Origin of the sequence: Herbaspirillum sp. VT-16-41, from assembly GCF_001994935.1 — a bacterium.
Taxonomy (GTDB): domain Bacteria; phylum Pseudomonadota; class Gammaproteobacteria; order Burkholderiales; family Burkholderiaceae_D; genus Herbaspirillum; species Herbaspirillum frisingense.
The window spans coordinates 105662-126521 of the sequence record NZ_MUXB01000120.1 but is presented as its reverse complement, the minus strand read 5'-3'; the positions used below and the strand labels follow the sequence as shown (position 1 = coordinate 126521).

The 20860-nt window shown below is 62.4% G+C and carries 19 protein-coding genes; 6 read left to right on the top strand and 13 right to left on the bottom strand.

All coding sequences use genetic code 11. The features are described 5' to 3' along the window. Nucleotides 1-250 precede the first annotated feature (250 nt). The 5 genes from BTM36_RS18085 to BTM36_RS18065 all read right to left on the bottom strand — a co-directional run bounded on the left by BTM36_RS18085 (nucleotide 251) and on the right by BTM36_RS18065 (nucleotide 6251). Entirely contained in the window at nucleotides 251-1912 is a 1662-nt protein-coding gene (locus BTM36_RS18085; RefSeq protein WP_254427033.1) for a methyl-accepting chemotaxis protein, read from the bottom strand. A 287-nt stretch (nucleotides 1913-2199) separates the two neighbouring features. After that, nucleotides 2200-2658, bottom strand: coding sequence for an rRNA maturation RNase YbeY (ybeY, locus tag BTM36_RS18080; RefSeq protein ID WP_077237373.1), 459 nt, complete (start codon nucleotides 2656-2658; stop codon nucleotides 2200-2202). Next, the gene (locus tag BTM36_RS18075) at nucleotides 2645-3781 is read right to left on the bottom strand and encodes a PhoH family protein (RefSeq protein ID WP_077237372.1); all 1137 of its coding nucleotides are present in this window, start codon (nucleotides 3779-3781) and stop codon (nucleotides 2645-2647) included. Before BTM36_RS18075 ends, ybeY begins: the two co-directional genes overlap by 14 nt. 31 nt (nucleotides 3782-3812) lie before the next feature. Further along, nucleotides 3813-5153, bottom strand: a complete 1341-nt coding sequence (gene miaB / locus BTM36_RS18070; protein WP_077237371.1) for a tRNA (N6-isopentenyl adenosine(37)-C2)-methylthiotransferase MiaB — start codon at nucleotides 5151-5153, stop codon at nucleotides 3813-3815. A gap of 195 nt (nucleotides 5154-5348) precedes the next feature. Further along, nucleotides 5349-6251, bottom strand: coding sequence for a LysR family transcriptional regulator (locus BTM36_RS18065; protein ID WP_254427032.1), 903 nt, complete (start codon nucleotides 6249-6251; stop codon nucleotides 5349-5351). A 121-nt stretch (nucleotides 6252-6372) separates the two neighbouring features. On the opposite strand from BTM36_RS18065, the gene BTM36_RS18060 reads away from it, so the two are divergent. Continuing rightward, nucleotides 6373-6981, top strand: a complete 609-nt coding sequence (locus tag BTM36_RS18060) for a cysteine hydrolase family protein (protein ID WP_077237369.1) — start codon at nucleotides 6373-6375, stop codon at nucleotides 6979-6981. Nucleotides 6982-7097: 116 nt separating this feature from the next. Here BTM36_RS18060 and BTM36_RS18055 read toward each other — a convergent pair whose 3' ends face one another. Genes BTM36_RS18055 through BTM36_RS18050 form a run of 3 tightly spaced genes read right to left on the bottom strand, consistent with a single transcriptional unit; the run spans nucleotide 7098 to nucleotide 9419 of the window. Next, the gene (locus BTM36_RS18055; RefSeq protein ID WP_254427031.1) at nucleotides 7098-7997 is read right to left on the bottom strand and encodes a calcium-binding protein; all 900 of its coding nucleotides are present in this window, start codon (nucleotides 7995-7997) and stop codon (nucleotides 7098-7100) included. Continuing rightward, nucleotides 7954-8253, bottom strand: a complete 300-nt coding sequence (locus BTM36_RS27895; protein ID WP_139347185.1) for a hypothetical protein — start codon at nucleotides 8251-8253, stop codon at nucleotides 7954-7956. The genes BTM36_RS18055 and BTM36_RS27895 overlap by 44 nt, the downstream gene beginning before the upstream one ends. Further along, complete coding sequence (locus BTM36_RS18050) at nucleotides 8250-9419, bottom strand: hypothetical protein (protein WP_077237367.1); 1170 nt, start codon at nucleotides 9417-9419, stop codon at nucleotides 8250-8252. The genes BTM36_RS27895 and BTM36_RS18050 overlap by 4 nt, the downstream gene beginning before the upstream one ends. A gap of 816 nt (nucleotides 9420-10235) precedes the next feature. On the opposite strand from BTM36_RS18050, the gene BTM36_RS18045 reads away from it, so the two are divergent. The 5 genes from BTM36_RS18045 to BTM36_RS18025 all read left to right on the top strand — a co-directional run bounded on the left by BTM36_RS18045 (nucleotide 10236) and on the right by BTM36_RS18025 (nucleotide 15867). Beyond that, on the top strand, nucleotides 10236-10853 hold the full coding sequence (locus tag BTM36_RS18045) for a nucleoside/nucleotide kinase family protein (protein ID WP_077237366.1): 618 nt from the start codon (nucleotides 10236-10238) through the stop codon (nucleotides 10851-10853). 132 nt (nucleotides 10854-10985) lie between these two features. Then, nucleotides 10986-11936 (top strand): ABC transporter substrate-binding protein, encoded by a 951-nt coding sequence (locus BTM36_RS18040; RefSeq protein WP_077237365.1) that lies wholly within the window; start codon nucleotides 10986-10988, stop codon nucleotides 11934-11936. Between the two features lie 136 nt (nucleotides 11937-12072). Continuing rightward, nucleotides 12073-13635: a sugar ABC transporter ATP-binding protein gene (locus BTM36_RS18035; protein ID WP_077237364.1), complete on the top strand. Its 1563-nt coding sequence runs from the start codon at nucleotides 12073-12075 to the stop codon at nucleotides 13633-13635. A 10-nt stretch (nucleotides 13636-13645) separates the two neighbouring features. Further along, nucleotides 13646-14647 carry a ribose ABC transporter permease gene (locus BTM36_RS18030; RefSeq protein ID WP_077237470.1) on the top strand — a complete coding sequence of 334 codons (1002 nt, stop codon included), beginning with the start codon at nucleotides 13646-13648 and terminating at the stop codon, nucleotides 14645-14647. Nucleotides 14648-14676: 29 nt separating this feature from the next. Then, nucleotides 14677-15867 carry an AGE family epimerase/isomerase gene (locus BTM36_RS18025; RefSeq protein WP_077237471.1) on the top strand — a complete coding sequence of 397 codons (1191 nt, stop codon included), beginning with the start codon at nucleotides 14677-14679 and terminating at the stop codon, nucleotides 15865-15867. A gap of 31 nt (nucleotides 15868-15898) precedes the next feature. Here the strand turns inward: BTM36_RS18025 and BTM36_RS18020 are convergent, their stop codons facing one another. The 5 genes from BTM36_RS18020 to BTM36_RS18000 all read right to left on the bottom strand — a co-directional run bounded on the left by BTM36_RS18020 (nucleotide 15899) and on the right by BTM36_RS18000 (nucleotide 20832). Then, nucleotides 15899-16708: a TIGR02285 family protein gene (locus BTM36_RS18020; RefSeq protein WP_168189798.1), complete on the bottom strand. Its 810-nt coding sequence runs from the start codon at nucleotides 16706-16708 to the stop codon at nucleotides 15899-15901. A gap of 78 nt (nucleotides 16709-16786) precedes the next feature. Further along, nucleotides 16787-18220, bottom strand: a complete 1434-nt coding sequence (locus tag BTM36_RS18015; protein WP_077237362.1) for a GGDEF domain-containing protein — start codon at nucleotides 18218-18220, stop codon at nucleotides 16787-16789. A 338-nt stretch (nucleotides 18221-18558) separates the two neighbouring features. Beyond that, nucleotides 18559-18963: a hypothetical protein gene (locus BTM36_RS18010; protein WP_077237361.1), complete on the bottom strand. Its 405-nt coding sequence runs from the start codon at nucleotides 18961-18963 to the stop codon at nucleotides 18559-18561. Nucleotides 18964-18977: 14 nt separating this feature from the next. Beyond that, nucleotides 18978-19673: an SDR family oxidoreductase gene (locus BTM36_RS18005; protein WP_077237360.1), complete on the bottom strand. Its 696-nt coding sequence runs from the start codon at nucleotides 19671-19673 to the stop codon at nucleotides 18978-18980. A gap of 37 nt (nucleotides 19674-19710) precedes the next feature. Next, nucleotides 19711-20832 carry an alkene reductase gene (locus BTM36_RS18000; RefSeq protein ID WP_077237359.1) on the bottom strand — a complete coding sequence of 374 codons (1122 nt, stop codon included), beginning with the start codon at nucleotides 20830-20832 and terminating at the stop codon, nucleotides 19711-19713. Between the last annotated feature and the right edge of the window lie 28 nt (nucleotides 20833-20860).

The following is a 20860-nucleotide window of genomic DNA, read 5'->3' as shown; positions in this document are numbered from 1 at the left end:
TCGAAGAGCCATAGGATACAACAATTATGTGACAAGTCCACTAAAGGGACCTGGCAACAGCGCTCTCCAGCTCATCCTTGGCGCCGCGCTTGCCGCCCGGAAACGCAAGCCGGCAGTGACGTTGCGCATGGACGAAAAAAGCCGGCATCACTGATGCCGGCAAGAACTACTTCAGGGAAATCGTATCGCTGGGCGCTCGCTGTTGTCCGTTTATGCCCATTTATGCCCGTTTGTGCCCGCTTATGGCGGCTTAGGCATAGCTGAGCGCTTCCATCTGCCCGCCGCCCTGCACCTCGGCGCGCAGCTGCGGGCTGCGCTGCGGGTTGGCGGAGACGGCAAGCGGTGCTGCCTGGCCCTGGGTGGGGGAGAGCTTGAACACGCTCACCACATCGGTCAGGGCTTCGGTCTGCTGCTGCATTGACGCGGCGGCAGCGGCTGCTTCTTCCACCAGTGCGGCGTTCTGCTGGGTGGCTTCGTCGATCAGGGCGACGGCGCTGTTGATCTGTTCCAGGCCGGTGGTCTGCTCGCTGCTCGCGGCGCTGATGTCCTGCACGATCTGGGTCACGCTGCCGATGCTCTTGACCACTTCCTGCATGGTCGATCCGGCTTCGCCGACCTGCTGTTCGCCGGCAGCCACCTTGGCCACCGACTCGTTGATCAGTGCTTCGATTTCCTTGGCGGCGACCGCCGAGCGTTGCGCCAGGGTGCGCACTTCGGAGGCCACCACCGCAAAGCCGCGGCCTTGTTCGCCGGCACGGGCCGCTTCGACGGCCGCGTTCAGGGCCAGGATGTTGGTCTGGAAAGCGATGCCATCGATGACGCTGATGATGTCCACGATCTTGTGCGAGGACGCGCTGATCGAATGCATGGTCTCTACCACCCGGCCCACTGCGGCGCCACCCTTGGCAGCGACTTGCGAGGCATTGTCGGCCAGGCGACGGGCTTCACGGGCATTGTCGGCGGTCTGCTTGACGGTGGCGGTCAGCTGTTCCATGGCCGAGGCGGTCTCCTGGAGCGAGCTGGCCTGCTGTTCGGTGCGGTTGGACAGGTCCATGTTGCCGCGCTTGATTTCGTCGGAAGCCACGGCGATGGTGTCGGTGCCATGGCGCACTTCGCCCACGATGGCCACCAGGCTCTCGTTCATGCCCTTGAGTGCGGCCATCAGCTGACCTAGCTCATCCTTGCTGTTGACTTCGATGTGGCTGCCCAGGTCACCGGCCTGCACGCTCTGCGCCACGCTCACGGCCTGGGCCAGCGGACGGGAGATGGAGCGGGTCAGCAGCCAGGCGATCAGGCCTCCCAGCATCAGGGCGGCCAGGCTGGCGCCCAGCATGGTCCATTTGGCGAGGTCATAGGCGGCTTCGGCCTGTTCCACGTTGGCTTGCGAATTGCTGCGCAGCATCTTGTTGAATTGCGCAACATGGGTGATGACGCGGTTCAGGATAGGCATGCAATCCTTGACCAGCGAAGCACGCGCGGCATCGGTCTGCTGCGAAGTGGCCAGCTTGACGATGTTGACGGCCACCGGCAGATACTGCGCTTCCAGCTTGCGCAACTGCTCCAGCATGTCGCGTTCCTGCTGGGTGGTGGCCGGGTCCTGCATCAGCTTGGTCAGTGCGGCCATGCCGGCGTCGATGCCCTGCTGCGAAGAGCCCACCAGCGCCAGATCATTCTTTTGCTCGGCGGCATCAGTCACTAGGGTCAGGTTCCGAGCTGCGATGGCGCGCAGGCCGATGGCGAATTGCACTTTGGACAAGGCTTCCAGCTTGCCCTCGTCGATGGAGGTCAGGAAGATGATGCGATCGTTCAGGCGCGACACCTGCTGCAGGCCGAAAGCGGCTACTGCCACCAGCAATACCAGGACTGCTGCGAAACCCAGGCCAAGACGGTGGCCGATCTTCCAGTTCTTCATGACCTTCTCCCCGATGAATAATTGTGTGCCTCCATTCTTGTCCAGCAGGAGGCAAATTCCCATCAGGTTTTTCCTTAAAGTTTGCAAAAAAACCGACGTAAAAGACGCGCTTCGTTGCTGTACCGTCATCACCATCGCGGGTTTGAATATCGATGTGCTCCCATCGATCAGATTTGTCGTAGCCAGGTTGACAACTGCTTGATGTCCGGCACGCAGACGAAAAAAACGGCCTGCCGCAGCAGACCGTTCATCCATCAAGGCGAGGGCGGCGCTCTCAGCGCATCGCTTCAACGCGCGGCATAAGGATTGCCATAGCCCAACAACCCGGCCAGGATCTCCGTTTCCAGCGCCTCCATCTCGTTGGCTTCTTCGTCGTCCTCATGGTCGTAGCCCTGCGCATGCAATACGCCGTGCACCACCAGGTGGGCGGTGTGTTCTTCCACGCTCTTCTTCTGCTCGGCCGCTTCCTTTTCCAGTACGTCAGTACAGAAGATGATGTCGGCCTGGGTGACTTCACTGTCCTCGTCTTCGGTATAGGCGAAGGTCAGCACGTTGGTGGCGTAGTCCTTGCCGCGATAGTCGCGGTTCAGGTCGCGGCCTTCCTCGCTGCCCACGAAGCGCAGCGTCAGTTCGGCCGGCGCGAACAGCGCGGCCTGCACCCAGCGGCGCAGCATGGGACGGGTGATGGCCTCTTTGAGGCGGTCGTCGGCGTATTGCACCGACAGCGTAAGTTTAGGTTTTGGCATTGCGGGGCCTGGCGGACTTGGTCAAGAGATTGGTGGCGGTGCGGGCAGTGGCGCGCGCGGTATCGGGGCGGCTGTTGCCGGCGGCGTCATAGGCATCGACGATGCGCGCCACCAGCGGGTGACGCACCACGTCGGCGCTGGTAAAGCGCGAGAAGGCGATGCCGCGTACATCGTGCAGTACCGAGATGGCGTCGACCAGGCCGCTTTTCTGGCCATGATGCAGGTCCACCTGGGTGACGTCACCGGTGATGACGGCCTTGCTGCCGAAGCCGATGCGGGTGAGGAACATCTTCATCTGTTCCGGCGTGGTGTTCTGGGCTTCGTCGAGGATGATGAAGGCGTGGTTCAGCGTACGCCCGCGCATGTAGGCCAGTGGCGCGATTTCGATGGCCTGCTTCTCGAACAGCTTCTGCGTGCGGTCAAAGCCCAGCAGGTCATACAGCGCGTCATAGAGCGGGCGCAGGTAGGGATCGACCTTCTGCGCCAGGTCTCCCGGCAGGAAGCCCAGACGCTCGCCCGCTTCCACTGCCGGGCGCGTGAGTACGATGCGCTGCACGGCATCGCGCTCCAGCGCATCGACTGCACAGGCCACTGCCAGATAGGTCTTGCCGGTACCGGCCGGGCCCACGCCGAAGGTGATGTCGTGCTCCAGGATGGCGTTGAGATACTGGCTTTGATGCGGGGTGCGGCCACGCAGGTCGTGCTTGCGGGTCTTCAACACCGGGCTGTCCGGCAGGGGATCCTGGTTTTCCTGCTCGACGGCGGCTGCGGCGGCAGCGACCGCGGCTGCAGCGGTCGCCTTGCGGCGGCGCGCCGACAGCGGCGGCAGGCCGGCCTCTTCGTCGGCGGCGGCATTGGCGCGCTGCTCGACCAGCGCCAGCTGGATGTCATCCACGGCGACCGGGCGGTCCGCCTTTTCATAGAAGCGTTCCAGCACTTCCACCGCGCGTTCGGCATTGGTGCCGGTGACCACGAAGCGGTCGCCACGGCGGAAGATGGTCACGTCCAGCGCGGCGGAAATCTGACGCAGGTTTTCATCGAGTGCGCCGCACAGGTTGGCCAGGCGCCGGTTGTCCAGCGGCTGGGGGGTGAAGTGGTGAGGCTGGTTGGGGATTTTTTTCAATGCTCGATTCCGGTTGGGAGGGATTGGACCATCAATGCTGGGTAAGGAGCTCGCCGCGCAGCGAGAACGGGAAGGCCTCGGTGATACGGACCTCGATGATCTGGCCGATCAGGCGCTGGCCATTCGGTCCACCATCGAAGTTGACCACGCGGTTGCTCTCGTTGCGGCCCTGCAGTTCATCTTCGCGGCGTTTGGAAATGCCTTCGACCAGGATGCGCTGCACCGAGCCGACCTGGGCTGCGCTGATCTTGGCGGCGTTGTCGTTGAGTGCGGCCTGCAGACGCTGCAGACGCGCCAGCTTGACCTCGGCCGGCGTATCGTCGGGCAGGTTGGCTGCCGGCGTGCCGGGGCGGGCGCTGAAGATAAACGAGAAACTGTTGTCGAAGCCGACATCGGCCACCAGTTTCATCAAGGCCTCGAAATCTTCCTCGGTCTCACCGGGGAAGCCGACGATGAAGTCGGACTGCACCGTGATATCGGGGCGCACCTTGCGCATGCGGCGGATCACCGACTTGTATTCCAGCGCCGTATAGCCGCGCTTCATGGCCGCCAGGGTACGGTCCGAGCCATGCTGGGCCGGCAGGTAGAGGTGGTTGCACAGCTTCGGGACCTTGGCATAGGTATCGATCAGGCGCTGCGAGAATTCCTTGGGATGGCTGGTCACGAAGCGGATGCGCTCGATGCCGGGCAGCTCGGCGATGTACTCGATCAACAGCGCGAAGTCGGCGATCTCGCCATCTTCCATCACGCCGCGATAGGCATTCACGTTCTGGCCCAGCAGCATGATTTCCTTCACGCCCTGGTCAGCCAGGCCGGCCACCTCGGTCAAGACGTCCTCGAAGCGGCGCGAGACTTCCTCGCCACGGGTATAGGGCACCACGCAGTAGCTGCAATACTTGCTGCAGCCTTCCATGATCGACACGTAGGCGCTGGCGCCTTCCACCCGCGCCGGGGGCAGGTGGTCGAACTTCTCGATCTCCGGGAAGCTGATGTCCACCTGCGGGCGGCCGCTGTAGCGTCGCTCGCTGATCATCTGCGGCAGCCGGTGCAGGGTCTGCGGGCCGAACACCATGTCCACGAAGGGTGCGCGCTTGATGATGGCATCCCCTTCCTGTGACGCCACGCAACCGCCCACGCCGATGAGCAGGTCGGGATTGTCCTTCTTCAGTGCGCGCAACCGGCCCAGGTCGGAAAACACCTTTTCCTGCGCCTTTTCGCGGATGGAACAGGTGTTGAGCAAGATCACGTCCGCCTCTTCCGGACGGTCGGTCTTGATGAGACCGTCGGAGGCATTGAGCACGTCGGCCATCTTGTCCGAGTCGTACTCGTTCATCTGGCAGCCGAAGGTTTTGATGAATACTTTTTTCTGCATAGATCTGTTTCAGGCGTAGAGCGCTGGAGAGGCCGCATGGACCCATGCGGGCGCCGGCAAGGAGGAGGGCGGCGGGCCGCTGGAATCTGCTGCTGCAGCGGTGGAGGAGCCCATCCTCGAAGGTTCGCGATTATATCACCGCAGGCCGCGCCAGGCCGGGCGTGGCCTGCGGGCGGCGTATCGCCGGGAATCGGCTCAGAGTTCGCCGCAGCAGTCCAGCAGCCAGTCCAGTACCGCACGCAGGCGCGGCAGGGCCTTGAGGTCGCGGTGAAAGACCGCCCACAGCTCGCGCTCCAGCTGTGGCGCGGCGTCCACAGTCTGCAATTCCGGCGCCAGCAGGTAGCTGGGCAGCAGCGCCAGTCCGACCCCGGCGCGCGCCGCCATGCACTGCGCCACCAGGCTGGTGCTGCGAAAGCGCACCGGATTTCCGGCTGCATGGGTGGCAATCCACTGCGTCTCCGGAATGTCGGGCACGCCATCGTCATAGCCGACGAAGGGCGCCGTCTTGCGGGCGCCACGCCACAGGGCGACATTGGCCGGCGTGCCGCACAGGTAGAAGCGCACCCTCCCCAGCCGGCGCGCGATCAGTTCGCCATCCTGCGGCCGGGCGAAACGCAGCGCCAGGTCGGCCTCGCGCCGGGCCAGGCTGAGCGTCTGGTGGCCCAGTGCCAGCTCCACGTCCAGCGCCGGCCATTGCTGCAACAGCGCCGGCAGGCGCGGCGCCAGGAACAGGGTGCCGATGGCATCGGTGCAGGCCAGGCGCAGCTTGCCTTCCAGCCGCAGGTCTTCACCGGCCAGGGTGCGGGCCAGTTGCCGGGGCTGTTCCTGCATGGCACGGGCGGCCGTCAGCACACTTTCGCCCAGGCGGGTAAGTTCGACATCGTCGGCGCGCCGGATGAACAGCGGCGCCTGCATCGCTGCTTCCAGCTGCTGCAGGCGGCGGCCGATGGTGGCGTGCGTCACCCCCAGCAAGCGCGCCGCGCCGGAAAAGCTGCCAGCGTCGATGAAGGCGGCAAAGCTGCGCAGGCTCTCCCAGTCGGCTTGCAAGGCTGCGTGCGCGGATTGGGTGGCAGGGAGAGGGGCTGTCAATTTTTTCACAGGTGGCTGTCGATTACGAGGAATGGTAGTGCGAATTTTATCGGACTAAGATGGCCTGTCATCAACGTTCTGCAGCATCTTTCGAATTTCCATCTTTCCTTCTTCAGACAAGGAGTCACCCATGTCCACGCCACAGACCCTGATCCAGATCGCCGGCGGCACTTCCCGCGCCGCCACCTGGCAGGAAGCCGTCCTGCTCATCATCGACCATCAGACCGAATACACCACCGGCCGCGCACCGCTGGCCGGCATCGATGCTGCCGTCGGCCAGATCGCCACCCTGCTGGCACAGGCGCGCGCTGCTGGCGCACCGGTGATCCACGTGGTCCACCACAGCAAGCCGGGTGCTGCCATGTTCGATCCACAAGGGCCGCATGTGGCCATCATCGACGGCCTGCAGGCCGAGCCCGGCGAGCTGATCGTGCACAAGAGCCTGCCCAACGCCTTTGCCGGCACCACCCTGGATGAGTCCCTGCAGAAGACCGGTCGCCGCGCCCTGATCGTGGCCGGCTTCGCCACCCACATGTGCGTCAGCGCCACCGTGCGTTCTGCGCTGGATCACGGCTACGCCAGTACCGTGGTCGCTGCCGCCTGCGCCACGCGCGACCTGCCTGATCCGCTGGGCGGCCAGCCCATCAGCGCCGCCGACATCCAGCGCGTGGCCCTGGTCGAGCTGGCGGATCGTTTCGCCACCGTGGTGCCGGATGCGAACGCGCTGGCGACCGGCTGACAATGTCCGGAGAGGTGCGCTGCTTCTAAAAATCACGCTCAAGCGCTACCCATGCGGTAGCGCTTTTTTGGGAGCAGCCGGTCTCTAATCCAGCTGCGGAAACGACCTGCAGTGCGTCACGCCAGGATCACCTGGCCGGTGGTCCAGCGTGTCTGACTGGCCTCAGGTGGCGCAAAGGCTGCCATCGCTTGCACCAGTTTGTCCACATCGCTGTCGTAGAGAGTGCTGCCGTCAGCCGTACGGATACGCTCAATGTGATTGTCCGCCCCGCTGGCACCGCCGACGTACCAGTCCTTCACCCTGATCTGATCCGCCGTACCCAGCACATCGATCTGCAGATCATTGCCCACATGACGGAACCACAGCTGGTTCCGGTCAATGTCCGTCAACATCAGCATATCGGTGCGGCCAGTCTTATCGTGATCTACAAGGATGTCCTTTCCATCGCCCGCGCTGTACAGATAGGTATCGCTGCCGCTCCCTCCGATCAAGATATCGTTTCCTCGCCCGCCGGAAAGGATGTCATTGCCTCCATAGCCTTCGATCCGGTTGTCATTGGCGTCGCCGACGAGGCGGTCGGCTGCATCGGTACCGCCCAGGTTTTCAATGCCGATCAGCGTATCTGCTCCATCTCCGAGAATGACCGTGCCCCTTGCCAGCGAGGCATCGATGCCAATCCCGGCACCCCCCAGATAATTGGCCCGGTAATCGACCGTGTCGTTGCCGGCATCACCCACCAGCACCTTGTCGTCATCAAAGGTTGGCAGGCCGTACAAGCTCATGCTGGCCAGACCGTAGCCACCGGCGGTGTGGCTGGTCGCCACATTGGTCAGTTTGCCGTTGGTGTTCCAGTTGAAGTTCGTATCGAGCACGTTGCCGTATGTGTATTTTGCATTGAGTACGGTAGCCGTCAAACCGCCCTCAACCCGATCCGCAAAGCGGATTTGCATGGCCTTGCTGTAGACCGCCCCGTCATAGAAGCCGATCCATGCCGTGCGTGCCGCGAAAGGAGACATAGACCTCACCAGCGTAGTCTGTGCCAGACTTGCCGCGCCATACAGTGGCATCAAAGCCGGACCCTAGCAAGGGGATATCGCTTTTGTTTTCTGAGGCGATGACGTCGAAGCTCGCTGCGATGAACTTCGCTTGATCTTCGGTCATTCTTTCACTAAGTGCGTCGGCTACATCTTTAACTACCAATCCTTTCCTCAGGTCTATATAGGCCGCATCGGCAAGTAGGGCATTGATATATGCGTAATTTATTGCCTTCATTTGGAATCTCCTTTTTCAAGTAATTTATCGATATCGATTTTCTTTAAAATCTCATGTTTATCTTCTGGCCAGCAGGTAGTAGTTCCGCCAAGTCCTAATCCCAACCTTCCAAGTAACAGGCCGCCTTTGGCATGTACTGCGTTGTATGTCATGAATGGTTGCCCTGTTTCTGCATCTATATAGGTGGCCCGTTGAATACTGATCGGTATGACTGTTCCACGAACTGGCTCAGATGAATCAGGACTCACTTCGCGTACAGCCCTTACGTTTTCCCAATCCGGGCTGAGCCAAACGACCGCCTCTTTCTCACAAAGCCGTTTGAATTGCCAACGACCAATCAACTCATCGGCAATGGGCGCGAGAAACGCCAACGGGACAAACAGATACGACCACGCGCGCTTCAGGCCCAACCATCGTGGGATTGCCCTGCCAAAGTAAAAGGCGGATGCCAGCCACACAAAGAACACGATGAGGAATATCAATCCGATCATGCCTACGCCCCCCCTGGTATCTTGATTTGCCCCGTCACCCGTTACGTTGCTGATAGCCGCGCTATTGAAGGTAGTGGCCGCCAAGAGATTGGCTTCAAGCAGATGCGTGAACGCCGTGAAGAGGCATCCACCGAGACTGAGGGCATTCACGCCCGCGATGGTGTTGACCTGGCCGTAGAGTTCGCCGGTGGCGACCACTGGACTATCGGCGGCGAAGGTGTAGTTATTTGCGAGAGGGGAGGGCGCAATGGTCTCGACCTTGAGCTGTTTGACCAAGTCCCCCGGCTTGCCGGTGATCCGCATCCACCAGTTGACCATGTCACGCACCTGGTTGTAGCCCACGCCGCGTGAGGCAAGATCGACATCGGCCTCGATGCCGGTTCCGCCGTCTTGTGTTTGCGTTCCGCGAAAGGAGACGTAAACCTCGCCGGCGTAGATTCTTCCAACCCTGCCGCGCCATACAGTGGCGTCAAAGCCGGATCCTGGCAGCGGGATGTCGCGTTTGTTTTCTGATGCGATGACCTCGAAGTTGGCGGCGATGAATTTCGCTTGATCTTTTTCCATTCTCTTTTTGAGGGTGGCGACCAATTTTCCGACATCCATATCCTTGTCTAAATCTATGTACGCTGCATCGGCAAGCAAGGCGCCGACGTACGCGTTGTGGATCGTGTTCACTGCTACTTCTCCTTATCAAGTAAATTTTTCATATCGATTTCCTTCCTGATGTAAACATTCAAATGGAACAAAAACGACGTGCGCTGCAATTCAACAAGGAGGACACCAAGGTGCTCTCCTACCGCCATAGTGGCAGGGGTATCGATAGGCGCAAGCCTATTTGTCTTGCTTGCCCCAAATTTTTTAAGCAAGCAAAACTTATGATTGGCGGGGCAAAAAAGTTGGGCGTGATCGTGAGATTTCGTCTCGTGAAAGCCGTCTCTTTGCAGCTCACTTCGGGCCTGTATTTGGATCTCTACGTTTTCTGAAATATGTTTTTTGCGTATCGTTTTTTGTGCGCGAATGACGAGAGGTGGTCAGGACGCTACTGCGTGATGAGGCATGGAAGAAGGTCGGCGAAATCTTGCTTGCCAAGGCGGCCGAGAATAAATCACGCTGGAAAATCGGGGGGCGAAGCTTTGCCCACCCAGGCCCTTTGACGTCGTGTTATCCATAAGTTGATCGATATCGAATTTTTCTGAAGAAAATTTCATCACGTTGACGACGCGGAACTAGCAATAATTGGAATTTCCCTGAGAACAATCAGGAGCACTGAAATTCAGGTGACAGAATCGCTTAGTTTGTCCGCTGTCAAAAAAATGTCGATCACGCCCCGCGCCAAGCTGAAAGGCCAGGCGCAGAAAGCGTGACAGACGTACCGAACAGAACCACTGCAGTTTTCGCGCTGCCGCATTTCACTAAGGTGGCTGCATAAGTTGGCTGCATAAGGCGGCCCGTTGCCGCCGCCACGCTCCCTGGAAAAAGGATGAGTCGAACATGATCCCGGCAGTCTTTCGCGACAGGCTTGATGCGCTGCTCGCCAGCGGCCAGCGCACGATACTTGGACTGGCCGGGCCGCCCGGCTGTGGCAAGTCCACGCTGGCACAGGCCTTGCTCGACCATGCCGGTTCCCGCGCTGCGGTGCTGCCCATGGATGGATACCACCTCGCCAATGCCGAGCTGGCACGCCTGGGTCGCGCTGCCCGCAAGGGTGCCGAGGATACTTTCGACAGCGCCGGTTTCGTCCACCTGCTGTCGCGTCTGCGCAGCCAGGTCGCCGACGAGATGGTCTACGCCCCGCAGTTCCTGCGCGAGATCGAGGAAGCCATTGCCGGCAGCATCGCCATCAGTGCCGATATCCCGCTCATCATCACCGAAGGCAACTATCTGCTGCTCGACCGCGGCCATTGGTCGCGCGTGCGTCCGCTGCTGGACGAGGTCTGGTATGTCGAGGTCGATCCCGCCCTGCGGCTGGAACGCCTGATTGCCCGCCATGTGCAGTTTGGACGCAGCCGGGCCGATGCTGAGGCCTGGGTGATGAACAGCGATGAAATCAATGCTGCCCTGATCGCCACCACACGGGATCGGGCCGACCGTATTTTTCGCTGGGACTGAACTCCCGGCGTCAATGTCAGCAGTACCTGGTTGGCAGCACGCAATCAGCAATACGCATTTAGCAGCACGCAGTCAGCAGCACGCAAAACGTAGAACAAGCCATCCCCCCTCTAAAAAAAACCGGAGACAAGCATGATCAGAAAATCCCTCGCCATCGCCTGTGCCACTCTCTCGCTGGCATCCTTCACACATGAGGTCCAGGCCGCTGACAAGCCGCTGAAGTCGGTCGGCGTCACCCTGGGTGACCTCGCCAATCCCTTCTTCGTGGCCATCGCCAAGGGGGCCGAGAGCGGCGCCCACAAGATCAACCCGGACGCGCGGGTGACCGTGGTGTCCTCCAAGTACGACCTCAACACCCAGGTCGGCCAGATCGAGAATTTCATCGCCAACAAGGTCGACATGATCGTGCTCAACGCGGCTGATTCCAAGGGTATCGGCCCGGCGGTGAAGAAGGCCAAGAAGGCTGGCATCGTAGTGGTGGCCGTGGACGTGGCGGCCGAGGGAGCCGATGTCACTGTCATGTCGGATAACACCATGGCCGGCGCCGAGTCCTGCAAGTTCATCGCCGACAAGCTGCAGGGCAAGGGCAATGTGGTCATCGTCAATGGCCCGCCGGTTTCGGCGGTGATGGACCGTGTCTCCGGCTGCAAGGCCGAGTTCAAGAAGTCGCCCGGCATCAAGATCCTCTCCGACAACCAGAATGCCGGTGGCAGTCGCGACGGCGGCATGACCACCATGTCCAACCTGCTGGCCGCGCACGCCAGGATCGATGGCGTCTTCGCCATCAACGACCCCACCGCGATCGGTGCCGAACTGGCGATCCGTCAGGCCAAACGCAGTGACATCAAGGTCATCAGTGGCGTGGATGGCGCACCCGATGCCGAGCGCGCCCTCAAGGACAGCAAGTCGTTGTTCGCCGCCTCGCCGGCCCAGGACCCGTATGGCATGGCCGCCGAGAGCGTGGCCATCGGCTATCAGTTGATGAATGGCCGCGCCCCGGAAAAGAACGTCAAGCTGCTGCCCGTGAAGCTGATTACCCGCGACAACGTGGCCGACTACAAGGGCTGGGTCCCGGCCAACTGATCGACTGATCTGTCGCTGCCCGGAGCGCCGGCCTGCCTGCATCGTAGCGGGCCGGTGAGTCCGATGGCTGCACCGTCCGGCGCCCTTGGGCGGCGTTGCCGCGTACGGCTGACGTTACCATTTCCTTTACGATCTCATGACTTCCACACCCCTGCTGCGGATGACCGGCATCAGCAAGTCTTTCGGGGCCACGCGCGCCCTGTCGGCGATGCACCTGAGCATCTATCCCGGCGAAATCCACGCCCTCATGGGCGAGAACGGCGCCGGCAAGAGCACCTTGATGAAAGTCCTGTCCGGCGTGCATGCGCCGGACAGCGGCGAGATTCTCCTGGACGGCAAGCCGCTGTCCCTGCGTGACCCCGGAGCCAGCCGCGTGGCCGGTATCAACCTGATCTACCAGGAACTGGCCGTGGCACCCAATATCAGCGTGGCTGCCAATGTCTTCATGGGCAGCGAATTGCGCACGCGCCTGGGCTTGATCGACCACGTCGCGATGCGGCAGCGTACCGATGCCGTGCTGGCTCAGCTGGGTGCCGCCTTTCGCGCCAGCGACCGCGCCGGACGCCTTTCCATCGCCGAGCAGCAGCAGGTGGAAATCGCCCGCGCCCTGGTGCATCGCAGCCGCATCGTCATCATGGATGAACCGACGGCAGCGCTGTCCGAGCGCGAGACCGAAAACCTGTTCAAGGTCGTGCGTCGTCTGCGCGACGAAGGCCTGGCCATCATCTACATCAGCCATCGCATGGCCGAAGTCCACGCCCTGGCCGACCGCGTCACCGTACTGCGCGATGGCAGCTTCGTCGGCGAGCTGACACGCCAGGAGATCGACGCCGAGCGCATCGTCCAGATGATGGTCGGGCGATCGCTGGGGGAGTTCTACCAGCATCGCCGCATGGCGCCTGAGCAGGCCGCGACCTTGCCCACCGTATTGCAGGTGCGGGCGCTCGCCGGTGGCAAGGTCAAACCGGCTTCCTTCGCGCTGCGCGCAGGCGAAGTGCTGGGCTTTGCCGGACTGGTGGGTGCCGGCCGTACCGAACTGGCGCGCCTGCTGTTCGGTGCGGATGCCCGCAGCGGCGGTCAGGTCCTGCTGGATGGCCAGTTGCTGCAGATCGATAGCCCGCGCGCGGCCATGCGGGCTGGCATCGCCTATGTGCCTGAGGACCGCAAGGGGCAGGGCCTGTTCCTGCAGATGGCGGTGGCGGCCAACGCCACCATGAATGTGGCATCGCGCCATGCGCGGCTGGGATTGGTCAACGGCCGCACCCTGCACGGGGTGGCGCAGGCATCGATACGTCGCCTCAACGTCAAGGTGGCCCATCCCGGCGTGCCGGTGGGCAAGCTCTCTGGTGGCAATCAGCAAAAGGTCTTGCTGGCGCGCTGGCTGGAGATCGCGCCACGCGTGTTGATCCTGGACGAGCCCACGCGGGGTGTGGATATCTATGCCAAGAGCGAGATCTATCAACTTGTCCACAGGCTGGCCGAGCAGGGCGTGGCCGTGGTCGTCATCTCCAGCGAACTGCCGGAGGTGATCGGCATCTGCGACCGTGTACTGGTCATGCGCGAAGGCGCCATCACCGGCGAACTGGCCGGTGCCGACATCACCCAGGAAAACATCATGCGCCTGGCGACCGACACTGCCGGCGTGCCACCCGCATCTCCCCATTCACCTCAACCTTCCCTTCATCCCACCCATGGCTGAAATCGATCCCATGCATGAGACTGCACGCGCACCTTCGCGCGCCCCTTCCGGCCCCTCGCAATGGCTGCTGCACCGGCTGGGCATGTTGCCGGTGCTGGTGGTGCTCTACCTCCTCTTCTACGCGCTGACGATCTATCTCAGCGGCGATGGCAGCTCCAATTTCGCCAGTGCCGAAAACACCATGAACATCCTGCGTCAGGTCGCCATCAACCTGGTGCTGGCCGCCGGCATGACCTTCGTCATCCTGACTGCCGGCATCGACCTGTCCGTGGGGTCGGTGCTGGCGGTCTCGGCGGTGCTGGGGATGCAGGTGTCTCTGGGGGCGGCGTCCGGCTGGTCGATTCCGGTCTTCGTCTTCTCGGGATTACTGATGGGCCTGCTCAACGGCGCCATGGTGGCCTTCCTCAACATCAATGCCTTCGTGGTCACCCTGGGGACCATGACGGCCTTTCGCGGGGCGGCCTACCTGCTGGCCGATGGCACCACGGTCTTGAACAACGACATCCCCAGCTTCGAGTGGATCGGCAATGGCGACTTCCTGCATGTGCCCTGGCTGATCTGGGTGGCGCTGGCGGTGGCGCTGCTGTCCTGGGTGATCCTGCGCAAGACGGTGCTGGGCATGCACATATATGCCATCGGCGGCAACCTGCAGGCAGCGCGCCTGACCGGCATCCGCGTCGGGCTGGTCCTGTTGTTCGTCTATGCCATCAGCGGCCTGTTCTCGGGATTGGCCGGTGCCATGTCGGCCAGTCGCCTGTATGGCGCCAACGGCAACTGGGGCAGTGGCTATGAACTCGACGCGATCGCTGCCGTGGTACTGGGCGGCACCAGCCTGATGGGCGGCGTGGGCACGATCTGGGGAACGGTGGTGGGGGCGCTGATCATCGGCGTCATGAACAACGGGCTGACCATTCTCGGCCTGTCCTCGTTCTGGCAATACGTGGCCAAGGGCGCGGTGATCGTGCTGGCGGTGATCCTCGACAAATGGCGCCAGAAGGATGCCAGCCAATGAACCTCAGCCTCTCGTACAAGGAGCGCAGCATGCAGCAACCCGATTTCGAAAGCCGTCATTTCCTGCAGTCGCATGTGGCCGATACCCTGGCCTTCTACGACCGCCATGCCATCGATCCGCAGGGCGGCTTCTTCCATTACCTGAAGGACGACGGCAGCGTCTATGACCGCTCGCACCGCCATCTGGTCAGTGCCACCCGTCTGGTCTTCACGCAGGCCATGGCCTATACGCATACTCGCCAGGAACGTTATCTGGAGCAGGCGCGGCACGCGCTATCGCATCTGGAGCGTTTCCGCCATCCGCATGGTCCGCTGGCCGGCCTGTATGCCTGGACCCTGCGCGACGGGCAGATCGAGGACGGTACCGTGATGGCCTATGGCCAGGCTTTCGTACTGCTGGCCTATGCCCACGCCCATCGCGTTGGCCTGTGTGATGCGCAGCAGGTGGCGCAGGCCTTCGAACGCATGGAGAGCGCCTTCTTCGAACCCGCCCATGGCGCCTATGCCGATGAGATCACCCCGTCTGGCGAGCTGATTGCCTATCGCGGCCAGAACGCCAACATGCATATGTGCGAAGCCTGCCTGGCAGCCTATGCGGCCACCGGCCTGGCGCGCTATCTGGAGCGCGCCCGTCTGCTGATCGACCGTTTCGTGTTCGGACTGGCGCAGCAGTCGCAGGGGCTGGTCTGGGAGCACTACCGCCAGGACTGGACGCCCGACCACGACTACAACCGCGGCAATCGCGACAACATCTTCAAGCCCTGGGGCTTCCAGACCGGTCACCAGACCGAGTGGGCCAAGCTGCTGCTGATCGCCCACGCCATCGAGGCCAGCCCGGATTACGTCACGCGCGCGGCCGAGTTGCAGAAGGCCGCCTGGACGCATGGCTGGGATGGCGAACATGGTGGCCTGATCTACGGTTTCGATCCGGACATGCGGCCCTATGACAGCGACAAGTATTTCTGGGTCCAGGCCGAATCCTTCGCCAGTGCCTGGCGTCTGTGGCGGGTGACCGGGGACGAGGCATTCCGCCGCCAATATCACGCCATCTGGGCCTGGAGCTGGGAACACCTGGTCGATCACCAGTACGGTGCCTGGTTTCGCATTCTCGCCGCCGACGGCAAAAAGCTGGAAGACACCAAGTCCCCCGCCGGCAAGGTCGACTACCACACCATGGGCGCCTGCTGGGACGTGCTGGAGACGGGTGGCCTGCGGCCCTAGCGTGGCGGGAAGATCGGGTCGGTCGGGGACGTCAGGGGATCTTCAGGAACACCTTGTCATAGATCCTGTCGATTTCCGCCACCGATTCCGGATCGTGCCATTTTTCCACGATCGCCCGGTAGGCAGGCTGGGCGCGCTTGGCCAGCAAGACCTTGTTGACCTGCTCCACCACCTGCCGTCCCCATTCATTCCTGGGGCACATCACGCGATTGAACACGACCTCGCTGGCCTCCTGCATCGGCAGGGCCACCAGCGCGCCGGGCTGTCCCATCACGCGTGCCTGTTCGAAGGCCAGCAATGGCAACTCGATCATGTAGTCGATGCGCCCGGCCAGCAGCATGCCGATCGATTCCACCTGTTCCGAGTAGTTTTCCCTGGGTGGATAGGCTGCCAGCAGCTTGTCCACGGTCGGGCTGTAGGAGCGGTCGCGCATGACCGAGGTGGTCAGTTGCGGATTCTGCAGCAGTGCCTGCAGCGATAGCTTGCCCTTGAACTGGTCTACCCGGTCGCGCCGCACGATGATGCGCAGCGGCAGGAAGATCGAGGTCGGCAGCGACAGGTAGCCGACCTTCTCGCGTTCCGGGGTCTTCAACATGCCGTTGTAACACCAGTGGCTGCCTTTGCGGATTTCATTGTTGATGCGCGGGAAGGGCGCTTCCAGTTCCACGTGCTGGTATTGCGGCAAGCTCTTCTTGATGACGTCCAGGGTCAGGTCGAAGATACCCTGATGCGCGAATTCACCGCTGCGGATCATGTAGGGCGGCACATTGTATTTGCCCCAGACGATCTGGTCGGTCGCCTGCGCCGCCGGCTGTGTCGGCTGTGCCAACGTTGCCGACATCGCCGATAACAGCGTGCTGCCGAGAACCAGAGAACAGGCAAGGCGGCGGAAAATGCGTGAGGGCATGCGCGACTTTCTTCAGGCAGGGGAAGGGGAAGAAGAAGGGGGCGGTGACACAAATGGCGGCGCCAGCAGGACGCGATTGCGTCCCAGCGTCTTGGCCTGGTACAGGGCCGCATCGGCAGCCTGGAGCAAGGACTCCAGTCGCGCGCCGGGATGGGCCGGTATGCAGGAAGCCACGCCGCCGCTGATGGTGATGCGCCCCAGTGTCGACCCGGCGTGCGGCAACGCCAGGGCATGGATGGCATCGCACATGCGCTGCACGATCTGCACGCCTCGCTCGCCATCGGTGTCGGCCGCGATCACCGCGAATTCTTCGCCGCCATAGCGCGCCACGGTCTCGCCGGCGCGGCAGACGGTATCGCGCATGGTCTGCGCCACCTGGCGCAGCACGGCGTCGCCCGCCACGTGGCCGTAGTGGTCGTTGTAGGGCTTGAACCAGTCGACGTCGATGAAGGCCACCGTCAGCGGCTTGCCATGACGCACGCTGCGCCGCCATTCCTGGTCCAGGGTGTCATCGAAGCTGCGCCGGTTGGCAATGCCGGTCAGGCCATCGGTGAGACTGAGCGAGCGCAGCTGTTCATTGGCCTGGGCCAGATCGCGGGTACGCTCGGCAATGCGCAGCTCCAGCGATTTGTTGAGAGCGCGCAGGGATTCCTTTTCCTGTTCCAGCTGGGCGTAGAGGGTGCGATTCTGGATGGTATGGCTGCGCAGATTGGCCAGCATGGCATTGATGGCATCGGCCAGGAAGTGCAGCTCATGCCGCTTCTTGCCCGGCAGGTCGATGCTCTGCGGCGAGTCCGGCAGGTCCGGCCGGTTCAGGTCCTGGCGACGCACGAAGCCCGACAGGCGCGTGATCGGCCGGCCCAGCCAGCGATTGAAGACATAGAGGAAGATGAACCACAGCACCAGCGTCTTGATCACCGAGTTGATCAGGATCAGCGTAAAACCATAGGCCACTTTCTGGATCACCACGTGACGGCTGGAGTACACGGTCCAGGCACCGATGTCGTGCGTCACGCCATGTTCATCGCGATACAGGATGGGGAAGCGATGGCTGGTGGCGGCGTTGAGGAACCCCGTCCGCACCGGGCTGCGCTGCCCCTCGGGATCGACATGGATCTGGCGGCCGTCGTGATCGACGATATTGCCCTGGGCCATCACCAGCCGACCCTGCGGATCTTCGATCTTCACCCCGGTCACCACCGGCAGGTTGCTGATGCCGCGCAATGTGGCCTTTTGCACATCGCCCTGGAAACGCCAGGTCGAACTGGCCAGGCTGGCGCCGAAGGTCAGGTCCATGGCCCGCAATTCGTTATCCACGCCGGACTGGGTGTGCTCGTACTCGGCCCCCAGCTGCAGGCAGGTGACGATCAGCGTCACCAGGAAGTAGCTCCCGAAAATGATGCGCAGCAGGTGGACCGCCAGGGAATTCTTGGAGAGCAAATTCATGTTCTTGCGTGATGGGGAAGCTCTGCTCAGTATTGAGAGAATCGACAGAGCGGAAGGCGCTGCCATGCGCCCGCGGCCTCCCCTGCAGGTTGACACTGCGTCCCGCCGGGCGGGATCGGGTGCGTTGGCAAGGCATGCTGCTGCCCCATGGAATTTCCTCCCGCTGGAATGAAAATGATCAACGTGCTGGTCGTTGAATGCGTGGAGCAAATTTTAACAGTTAGGTTTTGCGAAACTGCCAATGATGTTGGCTAAATTGCGCCCGCAGGGGGGCGCGAAGTTTGCTGAGGGGGGATGGACGCGAAGGGTTGGTGAGGATTGCGGCAGGAGGGGCGCAATCAGGTCGCCGCAAGATGCCGTTCGGCAATGACGAACTCGACCTTGACCCCGGGAACCGGTGCCACGAAGAGTTGACGTTCCTGCAGGGCATCGATCGTCTCGATCCGATAGCGCAGGCGCTGCACATGCAGACGCTGCAGCAGCGCCTGCCATTCCGGATGACTTTCGATGCGCAGCGCCAGATGGTCGATACGCGTGGCTGGCGGCCCATTGCTGATGCCGTGCCGGGCTGGCAGGGTGATGCGTTCGATGAGATGCAGCACCGGCTGCTGGCCGAGGTAAAGCCAATGGCCGACACTGCCGAAGGGCGGCCTTGGCCCCTCCGTCAGGCCGGCCACTTCCACGAAGAACTGACGCAGGAAGCTGCAGTCACCGGCCACGATGGTGATGTGATCAAGATGCATGCGATACCTGATCTCTACAGCAGCCCGCCACCGTCGACATCGACCACGCTGCCGGTCATGAAACCGTTCTGCATCAGCAACAGGTAGGCCTGCGCCAGGTCCGCGCCCTGACCCACGCGTCCCACCGGCAGCTTGCCTCCGGCACGTGCGGCCATGGCCTTGCGGTCGGCCTCGCTCATGTCGCCCCACATGCCACTCTCGACCATGCCCGGGCTGACCACATTCACGCGCAAGGGCGCCAGTTCCTTGGCCAGGGTCTTGGCGAGGATTTCGGTGGCGGCATTCATGGTCGCCTTCACCAGTGCACCCGGCGCCGCCTTGCGTGCCAGCAGGCCGGAAGTGAAGGTGATGGAAGCGTTGGGCTGCAGATAGGGTAGTGCCTGTTGCGCGGCGCGTATCTGGCCGAAGAACTTGACGTTGAAGGCGGCCATGGCGTCGGCGATCTTCAGGTCGGCCAGTCGCGCCGACCCGATCACGGGACCGGCCGTGACCACCAGATGATCGAAGCTGCCGATGCCGGCAAACAGTTGCGCCACCGACGCATCGTTGCCGATGTCGACCTGGGCCGTGGTGATGTGGGTGGGAAAGTCGGCCGGCGCACTGCGGCGCCCGGCCACGGTCACCTGCGCGCCGGCAGCGGCAGCCTGTTCGGCGACGGCGCGACCGATGCCGGTCAGGCCGCCGATGACGACGATTTTCTGGTCTTTCATGAGGAGACTCCTTGAGGGTTCAACCGGCGGAAGAGGTTCAGGCGGCTGCCGCGGTGGCAGTCGGCAGGGCGGGGTAGTCGGTATAGCCGACCTCGATACCGCCGAACAGTGTGGCGCCATCGAATTCGGCCAGGGGCAGGTCTTCGATCAGGCGGCGCGGGAAATCCGGATTGGCAACAAAGGGGCGGCCGAAGGCCACCAGGTCGGCGTAGCCGTGTTCCAGCACCCATTGCGCACGCGCCTTGTTGTAGTTGCCAGCCACGATGATGGGATGGCTGAAACGCTCGCGCAGTTGCTGGCGGAATGCTTCGGTCACGACCGGCGCATCGTCCCAGTCCGCTTCGACCAGGTGCAGATAGGCAATGCCGCGCTGCTGCAGCCAGGCGGCCGCATCCAGGATGGTGGGCAGGATGTCCGGGCAATCCATGCCGCGAGCGGTCAGGAAGGGCGCCAGGCGGATCGCGGTGCGATGCGCACCGACTTCATCGGCCACTGCATCGACCACCTCCTTCAGGAAGCGCAACCGGTTTTCGCGTGAACCGCCGTATTCATCGGTACGTACATTGGAAGTGGTGCGCAGGAACTGGTCCACCAGGTAACCATTGGCGCCGTGGATTTCCACACCATCGAAACCGGCGTCGATGGCATTGCGTGCAGCGCGGCGGAAGTCCTCCACGATGGCCTTGATCTCCTGGCGTTCCAGTGCACGCGGGGTCGGGCTGGCGACCATGCCGCCCTGGCCGGTGACGGGGTCCACCTTCCAGATCTGGCCTTCGAAGGGCATTGCCGAGGGCGCCACCGGCAGTGCGCCGTCGTGGAAGTCGGGATGCGACATGCGGCCCACATGCCACAGCTGCAGGAAGATACGGCCATCGGCACGATGCACCGCCTCGCTGACCAGGCGCCAGCCGGCGACCTGCTCGGGGCTGTAGATGCCCGGGGTAAAGGAGTAGCCCTTGCCCTGCGGCGAAATCTGCGATGCCTCGGTGATGATCAGCGCAGCCGAAGCGCGTTGAGCGTAGTGCAAGGCGTTCATGGCATTGGGAATGTCACCCGGCTGCGAACTGCGTGCGCGGGTCATGGGCGCCATTACGATGCGGTGGGGAAGCGAAAGCTGGCCCACGGTCAGCGGTGCCAGCAGGGAGGTCGGGGTTTGCATGAAAGACTCCAAAAAGGGGCAAGACGAT